This is a genomic window from Enterobacter sp. MGH119 (assembly GCF_001037675.1).
Lineage (GTDB): Bacteria > Pseudomonadota > Gammaproteobacteria > Enterobacterales > Enterobacteriaceae > Enterobacter > Enterobacter hormaechei_C.
This window is the reverse complement of the sequence record NZ_KQ089929.1, coordinates 1,992,825-2,007,961: the sequence shown is the minus strand read 5'-3', so window position 1 is coordinate 2,007,961 and position 15,137 is coordinate 1,992,825. Positions and strand designations below refer to the sequence as shown.

General features: G+C 59.5%; 16 protein-coding genes. 8 read left to right on the top strand and 8 right to left on the bottom strand.

Translation table 11 applies throughout. The annotated features are described in order from the left end of the window. Positions 1-121 precede the first annotated feature (121 nt). Both cstA and SK53_RS09580 read left to right on the top strand, forming a co-directional pair. Positions 122-2,227, top strand: coding sequence for a pyruvate/proton symporter CstA (gene cstA, locus SK53_RS09585; RefSeq protein ID WP_015571172.1), 2,106 nt, complete (start codon positions 122-124; stop codon positions 2,225-2,227). Positions 2,228-2,341: 114 nt separating this feature from the next. Beyond that, entirely contained in the window at positions 2,342-2,539 is a 198-nt protein-coding gene (locus SK53_RS09580; RefSeq protein WP_006809671.1) for a YbdD/YjiX family protein, read from the top strand. Here the strand turns inward: SK53_RS09580 and SK53_RS09575 are convergent. From SK53_RS09575 to SK53_RS09560, 4 genes are all read right to left on the bottom strand, one after another. After that, positions 2,536-2,940 carry a helix-turn-helix domain-containing protein gene (locus SK53_RS09575; protein WP_022647392.1) on the bottom strand — a complete coding sequence of 135 codons (405 nt, stop codon included), beginning with the start codon at positions 2,938-2,940 and terminating at the stop codon, positions 2,536-2,538. The genes SK53_RS09580 and SK53_RS09575 overlap by 4 nt on opposite strands. Further along, a complete protein-coding gene (locus SK53_RS09570) occupies positions 2,915-3,217 on the bottom strand; it encodes a type II toxin-antitoxin system RelE family toxin (RefSeq protein ID WP_022647393.1) in 303 nt (100 codons plus the stop codon). The genes SK53_RS09575 and SK53_RS09570 overlap by 26 nt, the downstream gene beginning before the upstream one ends. Before the next feature lie 183 nt (positions 3,218-3,400). Further along, positions 3,401-4,144 carry an SDR family NAD(P)-dependent oxidoreductase gene (locus SK53_RS09565; protein ID WP_047054249.1) on the bottom strand — a complete coding sequence of 248 codons (744 nt, stop codon included), beginning with the start codon at positions 4,142-4,144 and terminating at the stop codon, positions 3,401-3,403. A 57-nt stretch (positions 4,145-4,201) separates the two neighbouring features. After that, complete coding sequence (locus SK53_RS09560; RefSeq protein ID WP_047054246.1) at positions 4,202-5,290, bottom strand: oxidoreductase; 1,089 nt, start codon at positions 5,288-5,290, stop codon at positions 4,202-4,204. 159 nt (positions 5,291-5,449) lie between these two features. Between SK53_RS09560 and SK53_RS09555 the strand changes: the two genes are divergently transcribed. The 4 genes from SK53_RS09555 to SK53_RS09540 are packed head-to-tail and all read left to right on the top strand — an operon-like array spanning position 5,450 to position 10,266. Next, entirely contained in the window at positions 5,450-6,952 is a 1,503-nt protein-coding gene (locus SK53_RS09555; RefSeq protein WP_048209159.1) for a sugar ABC transporter ATP-binding protein, read from the top strand. Beyond that, positions 6,949-7,944, top strand: coding sequence for an ABC transporter permease (locus SK53_RS09550; RefSeq protein WP_045345790.1), 996 nt, complete (start codon positions 6,949-6,951; stop codon positions 7,942-7,944). Before SK53_RS09555 ends, SK53_RS09550 begins: the two co-directional genes overlap by 4 nt. A gap of 19 nt (positions 7,945-7,963) precedes the next feature. After that, positions 7,964-9,028 (top strand): sugar ABC transporter substrate-binding protein, encoded by a 1,065-nt coding sequence (locus tag SK53_RS09545; protein WP_022650577.1) that lies wholly within the window; start codon positions 7,964-7,966, stop codon positions 9,026-9,028. After that, positions 9,025-10,266 carry an LVIVD repeat-containing protein gene (locus SK53_RS09540; RefSeq protein ID WP_045332393.1) on the top strand — a complete coding sequence of 414 codons (1,242 nt, stop codon included), beginning with the start codon at positions 9,025-9,027 and terminating at the stop codon, positions 10,264-10,266. Before SK53_RS09545 ends, SK53_RS09540 begins: the two co-directional genes overlap by 4 nt. A gap of 52 nt (positions 10,267-10,318) precedes the next feature. On the opposite strand, the gene mtnK is transcribed toward SK53_RS09540, so the two are convergent. Then, positions 10,319-11,518 carry an S-methyl-5-thioribose kinase gene (gene mtnK / locus SK53_RS09535; RefSeq protein WP_045342263.1) on the bottom strand — a complete coding sequence of 400 codons (1,200 nt, stop codon included), beginning with the start codon at positions 11,516-11,518 and terminating at the stop codon, positions 10,319-10,321. Between the two features lie 102 nt (positions 11,519-11,620). Here mtnK and mtnA point away from each other — a divergent pair, with 102 nt between their 5' ends. After that, a complete protein-coding gene (gene mtnA / locus SK53_RS09530; protein ID WP_048209156.1) occupies positions 11,621-12,637 on the top strand; it encodes an S-methyl-5-thioribose-1-phosphate isomerase in 1,017 nt (338 codons plus the stop codon). 42 nt (positions 12,638-12,679) lie between these two features. Further along, positions 12,680-13,150, top strand: coding sequence for an SRPBCC family protein (locus SK53_RS09525; protein ID WP_023315604.1), 471 nt, complete (start codon positions 12,680-12,682; stop codon positions 13,148-13,150). Positions 13,151-13,203: 53 nt separating this feature from the next. On the opposite strand, the gene SK53_RS09520 is transcribed toward SK53_RS09525, so the two are convergent. Genes SK53_RS09520 through SK53_RS09510 form a run of 3 tightly spaced genes read right to left on the bottom strand, consistent with a single transcriptional unit; the run spans position 13,204 to position 15,043 of the window. Beyond that, entirely contained in the window at positions 13,204-13,746 is a 543-nt protein-coding gene (locus tag SK53_RS09520) for a 1,2-dihydroxy-3-keto-5-methylthiopentene dioxygenase (RefSeq protein WP_023315605.1), read from the bottom strand. Continuing rightward, positions 13,743-14,432, bottom strand: a complete 690-nt coding sequence (mtnC, locus tag SK53_RS09515; RefSeq protein ID WP_006809660.1) for an acireductone synthase — start codon at positions 14,430-14,432, stop codon at positions 13,743-13,745. The genes SK53_RS09520 and mtnC overlap by 4 nt, the downstream gene beginning before the upstream one ends. Continuing rightward, positions 14,429-15,043 (bottom strand): methylthioribulose 1-phosphate dehydratase, encoded by a 615-nt coding sequence (locus tag SK53_RS09510; RefSeq protein ID WP_003858775.1) that lies wholly within the window; start codon positions 15,041-15,043, stop codon positions 14,429-14,431. The genes mtnC and SK53_RS09510 overlap by 4 nt, the downstream gene beginning before the upstream one ends. Positions 15,044-15,137 lie beyond the last annotated feature (94 nt).

The following is a 15,137-nucleotide window of genomic DNA, read 5'->3' as shown; positions in this document are numbered from 1 at the left end:
CACTGTGGTGTAAATCTCTGGTTTGACCACGCATTATTGCGTTTCAAAGTTGTTAAATTTTACCCGTTGTTCTAGAAACAAAATGTAACATCTCACTGTTTCACAACAACGGACAACAACTATGAACAACTCAGGGAAATACCTTACGTGGGCGGTGCTCTCCGTGGTGGGAGCCTTTGCCCTGGGCTATATCGCCCTCAACCGGGGGGAGCAGATCAACGCGCTGTGGATCGTCGTCGCCTCCGTCTGCATTTATCTGATCGCATACCGTTTTTATGGCCGCTATATCGCAAAGACGGTGCTGGGCGTAGACGGCACGCGCATGACGCCTGCCGTGCGCCACAACGACGGTCTGGACTACGTGCCGACCGATAAAAAAGTGCTGTTCGGTCACCATTTCGCGGCGATTGCCGGGGCAGGCCCGCTGGTGGGGCCGGTACTGGCCGCGCAGATGGGCTACCTGCCGGGGATGATCTGGATCCTCGCGGGGGTGGTGCTGGCGGGCGCGGTGCAGGACTTCATGGTGCTGTTCGTCTCCACCCGTCGCGACGGTCGTTCGCTGGGTGAGCTGGTGAAAGAAGAGATGGGGGCAACCGCCGGGGTGATTGCGCTGGTGGCGACCTTTATGATCATGGTGATCATCCTCGCGGTGCTGGCGATGATCGTGGTGAAAGCCTTGACCCACAGCCCGTGGGGAACCTATACCGTCGCCTTCACCATACCGCTGGCGCTGTTCATGGGGATCTACATTCGCTACCTGCGTCCGGGGCGCATTGGTGAAGTGTCGGTGATTGGCCTGGTATTCCTCGTGTTCGCCATTATCTCCGGCGGCTGGGTGGCGGAAAGCCCGACCTGGGCACCGTTCTTCGACTTCACCGGCGTGCAGCTGACCTGGATGCTGGTAGGCTACGGCTTCGTGGCGGCGGTGCTGCCGGTATGGCTGCTGCTGGCCCCGCGTGACTACCTCTCTACCTTCCTGAAAATCGGCACCATCGTCGGGCTGGCGATCGGCATTCTGATTATGCGCCCGACCCTGACCATGCCTGCGCTGACCAAATTTATCGACGGTACCGGCCCGGTCTGGACCGGCAACCTGTTCCCGTTCCTGTTTATCACCATCGCCTGTGGGGCGGTGTCGGGCTTCCACGCGCTGATTGCCTCCGGGACCACGCCGAAGATGCTGGCGAATGAGAATCAGGCCTGCCTGATTGGCTACGGCGGCATGCTGATGGAGTCCTTCGTGGCGATTATGGCGCTGGTCTCCGCCTGCATTATTGACCCGGGCGTGTATTTCGCGATGAACAGCCCGATGGCGGTCCTGGCTCCGGCGGGCACCGTTGACGTGGTCGCTTCCGCCGCGCAGGTGGTGAGCGGCTGGGGTTTTGCGATTACGCCTGAAACGCTGACGCATATCGCTAATGAGGTCGGCGAGCAGTCGATTATTTCCCGCGCAGGCGGGGCACCAACGCTGGCGGTGGGCATGGCCTACATCCTGCACGGCGCGCTGGGCGGGCTGATGGATGTCTCGTTCTGGTATCACTTCGCCATTCTGTTCGAGGCGCTGTTTATTCTGACGGCGGTGGATGCCGGTACGCGTGCGGCACGCTTTATGTTGCAGGATCTGCTGGGGGTGATCTCCCCGAACCTGAAACGTACCGATTCACTCCCGGCTAACCTGCTGGCGACAGCGCTGTGCGTGCTGGCGTGGGGCTACTTCCTGCATCAGGGCGTGGTCGACCCGCTGGGCGGGATTAACACCCTGTGGCCGCTGTTCGGTATCGCCAACCAGATGCTGGCGGGCATGGCCCTGATGCTCTGCGCGGTAGTGCTGTTCAAGATGAAGCGCCAGCGTTACGCATGGGTGGCGCTGGTGCCAACGGCGTGGCTGCTGATCTGTACCCTGACCGCGGGCTGGCAGAAAGCCTTCAGCCCGGACAACAAGGTGGGCTTCCTGGCGATCGCCAACAAGTTCCAGGCGATGATCGACAGCGGTAAGATCCCGGCACAGTACACCGAATCTCAGCTGTCGCAGCTGGTGTTTAACAACCGTCTGGACGCCGGGCTGACCATCTTCTTTATGGTGGTGGTTGTGGTGCTGGCGTTGTATTCTCTGAAAACCGCGCTGGCGGCGTTGAAAGTCGACAAACCGACGGCGAAAGAGACGCCGTATGAGCCAATGCCTGAGAACCTGGACGAGATTGTCACCCAGGCGAAAGGGGCGCATTAACATTACCAAACCCCCTCACCCCACCCCTCTCCCCAAAGGGGAGAGGGTGTTAAAGTTCCCTCTCCCCTTTGGGGAGAGGGTCAGGGTGAGGGGAATACAAACGAGAAACTGATTATGTTCGACACCCTTTCCAAAGCAGGTAAATACCTGGGCCAGGCCGCTAAAATGATGATTGGCGTGCCGGATTACGACAACTACGTCGAGCATATGCGCGTCAACCACCCGGACCAGACGCCCATGACCTACGAAGAATTTTTCCGCGACCGTCAGGACGCCCGCTACGGCGGCAAGGGCGGGGCGAAGTGCTGTTAACCCTCTTTTGGTAAATAGAGGCTAATCTGCTCCTGTTTACAGCCGTAAATTGCCGCCAGCTTTTCGCGGGTGCGCTTTTGCGGTCGGGAGTCCAGCGCTTCCAGCTGTGACACGGCGGACTGGCTGATGCCAAGCTTCTCCGCCACCTCCTGCTGGGACATGCCGCGTAAAATGCGCCAGGCGGCCTGTAGGCTGACGTTCTCGTTATGCATGATGTCGCACACTTCACCCGGTAAACCTACGTTATCGTAGATGTCTGATTCGTAAGGGATGTCTTCCCAGTCGTTTTCATCATCGTCATCGTACTCAAGCATGGCTAAACGCATGCGAAAATATTCACCGTAGGGTATGACAACATACTGTTTTTTTCCTTCTTCATCCTTGATGAACTGAATAGTCATATTCCGTATGCTCCTCATGAAGGTAGGTAGTGGTTGTCCGGCGTTTTACTGCCACTACGTAGCAGATATCACCCGGCGGGTCTCCGAAGGTGTAAATGACCCTGTAATCACCTAATCGCAACCTGTAGTGGTTTTCGGGAGAAGATAATTTCTTGATATCCGCGACAGGTGATGTTTTATCGTCCATCTTCTCCAGCCTGAATTTAATGCGGTTCTGATATCGAGGATCGATTTTAGAAAACTGCTTCTCTGCTGTTTTAGACCACACAATCTTCATCCGTACCTCCACTGTACGCCCACACAAAATATAAGGAAATAATAAGACTATTAGATAAATTCCGAATTTCTAATGAGGTACTGTAGAGCGGAGAATAACCGCGAGAAAGCGGCAAAACGCGAATCGTCGAGGCGGCTCGAACAGGCCTCTGCCGGGCGACAGAGGCATACAGTAAATTTGCGATCAGGCGTTCAGACCGCCGTCGACATCCAGACCGGTGCCGGAAATTTGCCCCGCAGCCGGGCTGGCGAGGAAGGTGACTGCCGCTGCGATATCCTCCGGCTGGCCGTAATGGCCCAGGGCAATAAGCTGACGCTGAGAGTCAGCCTGCTCGCCGTCTTCCGGGTTCATATCGCTGTTGGTCGGCCCGGGGTGGACCAGGTTGACGGTAATGCCGCGCGGGCCTAAATCACGGGCCAGACCTCGGGTGAGAGAGTTAAGGGCAGACTTGGTCATCGAGTAGACGGCGATCCCCGGCTGCGCCACGCGGTTCGCCAGACAGCTGCCAATGTTGATGATGCGTCCGCCGTCCGACATATGCACCAGCGCTTCCTGAATGGCGATCACCACGCCGCGGATGTTGACGTTGATCAGAGCGTCGATGTCCGCCAGGGTCATGGACTCCAGCGGGCCGCCGCGCGCAATCCCGGCGTTATTGACCAGAATATCCAGCCCGCCGAGAGCGCGCGCCGCCTGCGTGACCGCATCCTGAATCGCCTGCGCGCTGGCGCTGTCGGCCTGAATCGCCTCGCCGTGTCGCCCCAGCGCGTTGATCTCATCGACGACCTGCTGGGCTTTATCGACGGATTTTTCGTAGGTGATAACCACATCGGCACCGGCGCGCGCCAGCGACAGCGCAATCGCCCGACCCAGCCCACGACTGGCGCCGGTAACCAGCGCCTTTTTACCTGTTAAATCGATCTGCATGATGACCTCGTTGCAAGAGTGGAGAGAATCATCATTAGGTATAGCCCGTCGGCGCAATTAACGACTGAAGGATTCCACCTTCGCAAACGCGGCGCGCAGCACCTCAGGCGTTAACGTCACCGGCAGATAGTGAATCGACTCCACCGGGCGCAGGGTGTGGGCAATGACCTTATCCAGCTCGTCGCGGTTGTTTACATCAACGTCCAGCTCGCGAAGCGTGATCGGCAGGTTAAAGCGTTGGTATGCCGCCACCAGCTGCGCCAGCACGTCGTCCTGGCCGAGCAGGGCGCTCTGGACCAGAATGCCGTAGGCCACCTTGGTGCCGTGCAGGTATTTTTCCGTCTGCGGCAGCACGGTTAAGCCGTTGTGCACCGCGTGTGCCGCCGCCACGCGGGTATAGCGCTCACCCAGACCGCCGACCATTCCGCCTCCGGCAATAATCGCATCCACCACGTCCCGGAACGCCTGCGTCTGTTCGCCGCGCTGCTGATCTGCAAGCGCCTCTTCGCTGCGTTCCAGCAGCACGTCGCGGATCGCCAGCGCACCGTTCAGGCCAAGACGCACGGTCAGCGGCAGACTCTCAGGTTGAGGGGCGAGCACCGCCGCTTCGTACCACTTCGCCAGCGTATCGCCGATGCCCGCCAGCAGGTATTCCGCCGGGGCGTTAAGGATGATCTGCGGCTCCACCAGCACCAGAAAGTTGGCGTCGTCAAAAATCTCAAACTGTAGCGCCTGACCGGCATCGTTGTACCACACGGAGAGCGGGGTCCACGCCGCGCAGGTGGCGGCGATAGTGGGAATGCCCACGAACGGCACGCCCAGACGACGCGCCACGGCCTTGACGGTATCCATTACCGCACCGCCGCCCACGCCAATCACCACGCTGGTTTCACTTCCCGACTCGTTTACCAGATGAGTGACGTCACGCTCGCTGCAATGGCCCTTAAACAACAGATGTTTTGCCCCCGTCGCGTTAAAACTCTGCGGCAGATAAGGGCGTGCGCCCTCGATTGCCCGCTCGCCGTAGATCCACACCGCGCGGGAAAGTTGTTCCGGAGTAAAGAAATTATCCAGGTGTGCAAGGCTTCCCGGATGAGAGAAGTAGTTCGCCGGGCCGGGTACGACGCGGATATCGGTGTTGCTCATGAAGTTGTCCTTTTTTAGCAAGCGCTAACCCGATGTTATGTCTGGACATCCGGATGGCTAATAATATTTCGCTTTATCTTATGCCTTTTCCGTCGTTGTCAGTCAACCGGAGCTGTGAAAAATTCGCTAAATCAGAAGAGTAATGAAGGATTTACGCGGATGGTTTCCAGTCGCCTTGAGATGCGCGGTATCAGCCTGGCCTTTTCCGGCTTTCAGGCGCTGTCGCGCGTGGATTTCACCCTGAACGGCGGGTCGGTGCATGCGCTGACCGGCGCCAACGGCGCGGGGAAATCGACGCTGATGGCGGTGCTGTGCGGGACGCACGACCACTATGAAGGCGAAATCTGCATTAACAACCAGCCGGTAAGCATCCGCGAGCCGCTGGACGCCAAACGGCTGGGCATCCACCTCGTGCAGCAGGAGGTGGACGTGGCGCTGATCCCGGGGTTAAGCATTGCTGAAAACATCATGCTCGACCAGCTGGCGCAGCCAGGGCACCGCTACCGCTGGCGCGACATCCGCCAGCAGGCGCGGCAGGCGCTGGCGCAGCTGGATGTTTCGCTCGACGTTCGCCGCTCCATCGACGGCTGCACGCTGGCTGAAAAACAGCAGATTTTGCTGGCGCGGGCGTTATCTCATCACTGCCGTTTTTTGATTCTTGACGAGCCCACCGCGCCGCTGGACGCGCACGAGAGCGAGCGTCTGTTTGCGGTGGTAAGACGTCTGCAACAGCAGGGCATCGGCGTGGTGTTTATCTCTCACCGCATTCACGAGCTAAAAGCTATCTGCGACACCCTCACGGTGCTGCGCGACGGCAAGCTGATTGAGTCTGGCCCGATGGCCGATCTCAGCGGTGAAGCGATCGTTGAGAAGATGCTCGGCCACGTGCTGAGCGATATCTACCCGCCCGCGCGCCCGCCGCACGGCGACGAAACGCTGCTGCGGGTAGAAGGGCTGCACGACGACGCGCTGCTGAAAGATATCTCGCTGCACCTGCGCAAGGGCGAAATTCTCGGCATTGCCGGGCTGGCGGGCGCGGGCAAAACAGAACTCTGTAAGGCGCTGTTTGGCGCCAGTAAAAGCCGCGTCGCGAACGGCGAGCTGAACCATCAGGACTGGAAACCGCGCGACCCGGCGGACTCGGTGCTGCGCGGCCTGGCGCTGGTGCCGGAAGAGCGGCGCAAAGAGGGCATTTTTATCGACGAGCCGGTGAGCATGAATCTTGCCGTGTGCGCCGATAACAGCTTCTCGCGCTGGAGCCTGTTCGGCCATCGTCAGGCGTGGCGCTGGGCGGAGGAGGTGATCGCCCGCGTCGGCGTTCGCGCCCGCGGTCCCGGGCAGGTTTTGCGACGTCTCTCCGGCGGCAACCAGCAGAAGGTCGCCATCGGTAAATGGTTGCGTAATGACGCCAGCGTGCTGATATTCGACGAGCCGACCAAAGGCGTGGACGTGAAGGCCAAAACCGATCTGTTTCAGCTTATCGACGGCCTGGCGCGCGAGGGCAAAGGGGTGATTTACGCCTCCGGCGAGTTCGCCGAGCTGGTGGGGCTCTGCGACCGCATCTGCGTCCTGTGGGACGGGCGCATCGTGGCGGAAATCGCCGGGGCCGAGGCCCGTGAAGAGACACTACTTTATTATTCAACCGGAGGAACGGCGTCGTGAGCAAGGCCCTTTCAGTGAGCGCGGCGGCGTCTGGCCGTCAGCAGATTTTCGATTTTCTCTACAAGTGGGGCATGTTGCTGACCGTCGTCGCGCTGGTGGCCGTTTTTGGCCTGGCGTCGGACAGCTTCCTCGATCCGAACAACATCATTAACATTCTGCGCTCGATTGCCATCGTGACGGTGATTGCCATCGGCGTGTCGATCTCCCTGACCGTCGGCGGGTTCGATCTCTCGGTGGGATCCACCGCGTCGCTGGCGAACGCGCTGGTGATTTCGCTCTTCGTCTGGCACGGCTTCGGCACCACCGAGTCGATTGTAATCACTCTCGCGCTCTGTACGCTGGTCGGCCTGTTTAACGCGTTTCTGATCGTCATCCTGCGCATTCCGGACATGCTCGCGACCCTTGCCAGCCTGTTTGTCATCCAGGGCGTGGCGATGACCTACAGCTACGGCGGGTCGATTACTGAGAACATGGTGCTGCCGAGCGGCGACATGGCGGAAGGGACCATTCCGGCGGCGTTCAGCCTGCTGGGGCAGGTGCCGACCATTGTGATCGTCATGCTGGTGGTGACGATTCTGGCGCAGCTGGGCCTCTCATTGACCACGCACGGCCGCCGGATGTACGCCATTGGCGGCAACCCCGAAGCCGCGCGCCTCTCGGGCATTCGCACCACGCGCTACAAGGTGGCGGCCTACGTGATTGCCTCCCTGCTGGCGGGCCTGGGCGGGATTTTGCTGGCCTCGCGTATTGGGTCGTCGCAGGTGAATGCGGGCGGCGGTTACCTGATGGATGCGGTGGCGGCGGCGTGGATCGGCTTCTCGCTGGCCGGGTCCGGCAAGCCGAATGCCCTGGGGACCCTGGTGGGGGCGGTGATCCTCGGCGTGCTGTCGAACGGGCTGGTGATGCTCTCCGTGCCGTATTACGCCATGGACATAATAAAAGGGCTGGTGCTCGCGGTAGCGCTGGCGATTACCTACATACAAAAACGCTGACAACACAACGGGATAAAAAATGAAAAAGATTGCACTCTCTTTGGTGGCATTAGGGTTATTCACCGCTCTGCCTGGCTTCGCGGCCACGCCCGCACCGCTCCCGGCGGCCATTGCCAACCATGACGGGCCCATTCGCATTGCGGTGATCCGCAACCTCGGCTCAGACGACAACACCACGCAGTTTGTTGCCGGGGCCATTCAGGAAGGGAAAAAGCTCGGCTTTAAGGTCAGCACCTTTTTGAGCAACGGGGATGACGCTAAATTCCAGGACTTCGTGAACCAGGCCATCAGCCAGAAATATGACGGGATTATCCTGTCTCAGGGCCGCGATCCGTACTCCACCGCGCTGGTAAAAAAGGCGGTGGATGCCGGGATCAAGGTCGCCGTATTTGATACCGCCGTCAACGGCGAGATTCCGGGCGTGACCGTTACCCAACAGGACGATGCCTCTCTGACCAATCTCTCCTTCGGCCAGCTGGCGAAAGATTTCAACGGCAAGGCCAATATCGTCAAGCTGTGGGTAGCGGGCTTCCCGCCGATGGAGCGTCGTCAGGCGGCGTATAAAGAGTTGCAAAAGCAGTACCCGGAGATTAAAGAGCTGGAGTCCATCGGCGCGGTCTCCTCTGACGTGCAGGGCGACACCGCCAACAAGGTGGGCGCGATCCTGGCGAAATACCCGAAAGGCAAAATCGACGCCATCTGGGGGACCTGGGATGCCTTCAGCCAGGGCGCGTATAAGGCGCTGAAAGAGAACGGCCGCACCGAGATTAAACTCTACAGCATCGACATCTCCAACCAGGATTTACAGCTGATGCGCGAGCCGGGTAGCCCGTGGAAGGTGAGCGTGGCGGTAGATCCGAAGCTGATTGGCGCGACCAACGTACGCCTGATCGCCAACAAGATTGCCGGTGAAGCCACGCCTGCCACCTACGACTTCAAAGCCGCTGCGATCCCGCAGGCGCTGCTGACCGCGCAGCCGGGGGCGGTGAACGTGGCGTCGTTGGGCAAAATCATTCCGGGCTGGGGCCAGACGGAAGATTTTATCGCGCCGTGGTTTGCGACGCTGGAAGCGAAAAATAAATGAGCATGCTTCCTACGCCAGAATACAGCCGCAATATGCGGCTGATTGGCCATAGCGACCAGGGCGGTCGCCCGGACGGCGTGCAGCTGATGGTGCACCGCGGCTTTGCGTATATCGGCCATATGGTGTCGCAGGGCTTTTCGATTGTCGACGTGCGCGATCCAAAAAATCCGAAACCCGCGGGCTATGTCCCCGCGCCGCCGGGCACCTGGAACGTGCACCTCCAGGCGCATGACGACCTGCTGCTGGTGATCAACGCCCGGGATCTGTTTGCCGATGCCCGCTTCGCCGACGAGAAGGTCTACTACACCCGTCAGGTAGGAGAGACCGTCAGCGACGTTCAGGACAGGGGCTGGAGCGCCGGGCTTCGCGTTTTTGATATCTCCACGCCGGACAGGCCGCGCGAAATCGGCTTTCTGTCGCTGAGCGGCATCGGCATTCACCGCATCTGGTACGTCGGTGGCCGCTGGGCATACGTGTCGGCGCTGATCGACGGTTTTACCGACTACATTTTCCTGACCATTGACCTGGCGGACCCGCGCAAGCCCGAGGTGGCGGGGCGCTGGTGGCTGCCGGGGATGAACCAGGCCGCAGGCGAACAGCCGGACTGGCCGGAAGGGAAACGCTACGCGCTGCACCACGCGATTATTGCGGGGGATACCGCGTACGGCAGCTGGCGCGACGGCGGCCTGACGCTGCTGGACGTGAAGGATCGCACCCAGCCTAAGCTCATTAGCCACCGTAACTGGAGCCCGCCGTTTGGCGGTGGGACGCACACCGCGCTGCCGCTGCCGGACCGCGATCTGCTGGTGGTGCTGGACGAAGCGGTGCTCGATAACCAGGAAGACGGCGAGAAGCTGATCTGGCTGTTTGATATTCGCGAGCCGTCGAACCCGGTGAGTATCTCTACCTTCCCGCAGCCGGATGAAATCGACTACGTGGCGAAAGGGGCGCATTTTGGCCCGCACAACCTGCACGAGAACCGGCCGGGGAGCTTTGTCAGCTCAACGCTGATCTTCGCGACGTATCAGAACGCGGGCGTGCGCGCGTATGACATTTCCAATCCGTATCGCCCGGTGGAAACGGGAGCGCTGGTGCCCGCGGCGCCGGAGAGGATGATGGATACGCGGCCGAATCGCCCGCAGGTGATCCAGTCGTGCGACGTGTTTGTGGATGCGCAGGGGATTATTTACAGCACGGATTATAACGGTGGGTTGTCGGTGATTGAGTATCTGGGGTGAGTGCGGTTTGATGCCCTCACCCCGGCCCTCTCCCACGGGGAGAGGGAGAAAATCAACTGTACTGCCGCACCCGCGCCACCAGCTCTTCCGCGCTGTCGATGCGGTCGGCAATCACAATCAGCGCTTTACCGAGGGATATCGCGTGGCGCAGGCATTCGTGACGCATCGCTTCATCCTGAATGGTGTCGATATCCGCCACATGGGAAAGCCCGACGCTGCGGCGAATCAGCTCGGTGCCGCAGAATCCGATGGCATCGTGCCAGACCTTTTTCAGGAATGCGGAGGCATAGCCCGGTGCGCTGAGTGCGGCGTCGCGGGCTTTCTCGTTTGCCAGCACCTGGAAGCGCTCCGCAAAGGTGTTCCACAGTTCCTGAATATCGGTCAGGCGCTGCTCGCGCGCGGCGGCGGCATCGCGAATGCCGAGGTGCCCCGGCAGGCCGCAGAAGTTCAGCAGCAGGTTGCCGATGGCGGTGCCAACGTCAAAGCCAATCGGCCCGAAATAGCCGAACTCAGCGTCGATGGCCTTCAGGCTGCCGTCGGCCACAAAAATCGAACCGCTGTGAATGTCTCCGTGCAGCAGGGCTTCGGCGTGCGAGAAAAAGCGGTGCTTGAGGGAGGCCACGGCGATTTTAAGCTGGGCGTCGTCGCGCAGGGCGGCAACATCGTTTTCCAGCTCGGCCGGGTAGCTGTTGCGCGCGTGGATCTGGTACGGATCGTTGAAGAACAGATCTTCGGTGATCTCGCACATCTCCGGGTTGATGAATTTTGCCACCTGCGCTTTTTTCTCGTGCGGATGCAGATAAAAATCGCTGGTGTGGAAAAGGGTGTGAGCCAGATATTCCCCCAGCTGACGCGCTGCCTGTGGGTAATAATTATTTCTGATCAGCTCGCCGCGCCAGATGCGATGGCTGGAGAGATCTTCCATCACCATCACCGCCAGTTCCGGATCAAAGTGGTGGATTTTCACGGTGTGCTGAGGGCTGTGCTGGTAATGCTCGACCAGGGTTTGCGCTTCAAGACGGGCACGATCCAGCGTCAGCGGCCAGGATTCGCCGACGCAGCGTACGTAGGGCAGCGCCTGCTTAACGACGATGCGGCTGACGCCCGCGCTGTCGAAAATTTTAAAAACCAGATTGAGGTTGCCGTCGCCCACTTCCTGCGCCTCTACCAGGGATGACGGATCGTCAAGTCCGCCAAACTGCCTGGCATACTCCACGGCGTCCTGAGCGGTAAAGGTACGGTATTGCGACATGGCCTGCTCCTCAGTTTTGCTAATTAAGACATGTAGACGTCTATACATCTGGATTTCATCCTGACACAATGTGCTACAACAACGCAACAGGGAATTAACGACATGCAGACATTACAGACGACCAGCCTGCGGGTGGCGAATAATCAGCTCTTTATTCTCGACCAACAGGCGCTTCCGCAGGAGAAACGCTGGGTGGATGCCTCGACGGTCGAGGCGCTGGTCGGGCATATCCACGCTTTGCGCGTACGTGGCGCACCGTTGATTGGTCTCTCTGCAAGCCTGCTGCTGGCGCTGTTAGCGGAAAGCGGCAAAAGCCGCGACGAGCTGGCGGTGGCGATGGAAACCCTGCGCGCATCCCGCCCGACGGCGGTAAACCTGATGAACAACCTCGACCGCATGAAGCTTGCGCTGTGGGAAGAGGATTTCGTTCCGGCGCTGGTGGCTGAGGCGCTGCGCCTGATTGACGAAGACAAACGGCTCTGCGACGCGATTGCAAAAGCGGGCAGCGCGCTGGTTAAGCCCGGCAGCCGTCTGCTGACCCACTGCAACACCGGCGGGCTGGCGACGGCGGGCGTCGGTACCGCGCTGGGGGTGATTGCTCGCGCGCATAAGGAAGGCAAGGTAAGCAACCTCTGGGTGGATGAAACCCGTCCGCTATTGCAGGGCGGCAGGCTGACCGCGTGGGAACTCGGCGAGCTGGGCGTGCCGTATCAGCTAATTACCGACTCCATGGCCGCCAGCCTGATGGCAAAAGGGCAGGTGGACGCCGTGTGGGTGGGGGCAGACCGCATTGCGGCCAACGGCGACGTGGCGAACAAAATCGGCACCTACTCTCTGGCGGTGCTGGCGAAATTCCACGGCATTCCGTTCTATGTCGCCGCGCCGCAAACGACCCTCGACCCGGACTGCCCGAACGGTGACGCGATCCCGATTGAGCAGCGCGCCGCCAGCGAGGTGTCGGGCGTCGCCGGAAGCTTTGGCGCGGTGCAGTGGGCACCGGAAAACGCGCAGGTCTATAACCCGGCGTTTGACGTCACCCCCGCCTCGCTGATTAGCGGCTGGGTACTGGATACGGGCGTGGTCACTCCGGACGAGGTGGCGGAAGGGAAATTTGCCTGAGTCCGGCTATCCTTTAAGGGGCTCCCTTAAGAGGACAACATCGTGACGCTCGATCCTGAAACAGACTTAAAACTGGAGCGCGTGGTGGACGCACCGCGCGATCTGCTGTGGCTCTGCTGGACTACGCCAGAGCACATCAAAAACTTCTTCATTCCTGCTCCCCATAAGGTGACCGAATGCGACCTCGACCTGCGCGTGGGCGGGCGGTTCAATACCGTGTTTGAGGTGGACGGGCAGCGGATGGATAACCGGGGCGTATTCCTTGAAATCGATCCGGGGAAAAAGCTGGTCTTTACCGACGGCTATACCGAAGGCTGGAAGCCGGCCGAGAAGCCGTTTATGACGGCAATTTTGCTCCTGGAAGACGCCGGGGAGGGCAAAACCCGCTATACGGCGATAGCGCGCCACCCCACGAAGGAAATCCGCGAGCAGCATGAACAGATGGGATTTCACGAAGGGTGGGGGATTGTGCTGGATCAGCTGGTGGGGTATGTGAAAGGGCTTAACGCTTAGTGCGCGTTGGTGCCCTCACCCCGACCCTCTCCCACAGGGAGAGGGAGAAAAGATCAGGCCAGGCGCGGATACGCATCCGCAATCGCATCCCCGGTAAACTGCGCCACCCAACCCTCCGGGTTATCGAAAATACGAATGGCGGTAAAGTTCGGCTCTGAGCCCATATCAAACCAGTGCGGCGTGCCCGCAGGAACGGAAATCAGGTCGTTTTTCTCGCACAGCACCTGATACACCTCATCGCCAATGTGCAGGCAGAACAGCCCCGCGCCTTCCACAAAGAAGCGTACTTCGTCTTCGCCGTGAGTGTGTTCGTTCAGGAACTTCGCGCGCAGCGCCTCTTTCTGCGGATTGTCGGCGCGCAGGCTGATCACATCCCAGCTCTGGTAACCTTTCTCTGCCACCAGCTTGTCGATCGCATGCTGATACGCAGCGATCACGGCTTCAGGCGCGGGATCGTGCCCTAAATCGCGATCCGCAGCCCAGCGTTCAAACCGCACGCCTTTTGCGTTGAGCTGTTGGGCAATCTCGGCGGCGTCGGTGCTGTGCCACTGGTGCTGACTGGCGTCTTTATCGGAATAAATGGTCAATGCGCTCATGAAGGGATCTGCTCCGGATTAATCTCGTCAAACTGGTGGATCTGATGGTGATGGCTTGCGCCGTCATCTTCACCGCGAATCAGTTGCAGGGTGCGAAAACCCGCCTGTTCAGCTGCGTCCAGCTCCTGATGAATATCTGACAGAAACAGGATCTGCGACGGGGCGATGCCCGTTTGCGCCGCAATGTTTTGATAAGACTGCACCTCGCGCTTGGCGCCAATGTGGGTATCAAAATAGCCGCTGAACAGATGAGTAATATCACCTTCGTCGCTGTAGCCAAATAACAGTTTCTGCGCGGCGACGGAGCCAGAGGAATAAACATAGAGATCAATCCCTTGCGCTTTCCATTTTTCCAGCGCCGGGAGCACGTCCGGGTAGAGATGGCCGGTAAAGTCGCCGTTGACGTAACCGTCCTGCCAGATGATGCCTTGCAGGGCTTTGAGCGCCGTCGATTTGCGGTCTTCATCCATAAAGGTAAACAGCACGTTGATGAGATCGCTGACGCTGGCATGCGGAGCGCTGATTTCATCGCGCAGGTTGTCCAGAATCGATTTGACCGGCTCGGCGTACTGCTGCGCGGTCACGAAGGCCGCCAGCCGCTCACGCGCGTAGGGGAACAAAACATCATGGACAAAACGGATATCGCTGGTGGTCCCTTCAATATCCGTCACAATCGCGCGAATCATACTCTCTCCCATTGTCGTAAACGCATTTCGCATTCAAATAAGAATTCTAAACCTTCCAGATGACGGCGGGCTTCGGCCACGTCGCGTCCCCAGCAGGTTAAGCCATGGCCGCGCAGAAGAAAACCATAATTAAGCGGGCGTTCCTGCGCGTAATGGGCGATGCGCGAGGCGAGGGCGTCGATGTCCTGGTCGTTATCAAACACCGGGATGGCCACCGTATCCCGATGCGTGGTCTGCCCGGTAAGGGATTTTTGCATCTCGAAACCGGTGATCTTCAGCTCGGCCTCGTTCACCAGCCGCGACAGCACCGTGGCATTGACGGTGTGAACGTGCAGGACGGCGTTAGCTTCGGGGAACAGGCGATAGATGAGGGTATGCAGCCCGGTCTCTGCCGACGGTTTACGGCCAGACGGCGCACGGTTGGTGGCGATTTCAACCTGTAGAAAATCGGCGGTGGTCAGGCTACCTTTATCTTTTCCGGATTCGCTCAGCCAGCACAGGTGTTCATCCTGACGCATGGACATATTGCCGCCGGTAGCGGGCGCCCAGCCTTTAGCGCCAATCCAGCGGCAGGCCTCGACCAGGTGTGTGAGTTGCAGGTTGTCTGTCATTTCCTTTTACCCTCTCGGCCAGGAATATTTATATCGTTTAGACGTCTAAGCGTCTTGATTGCCAAAGACTAACATCGTGTTATAGTGTCAGCAA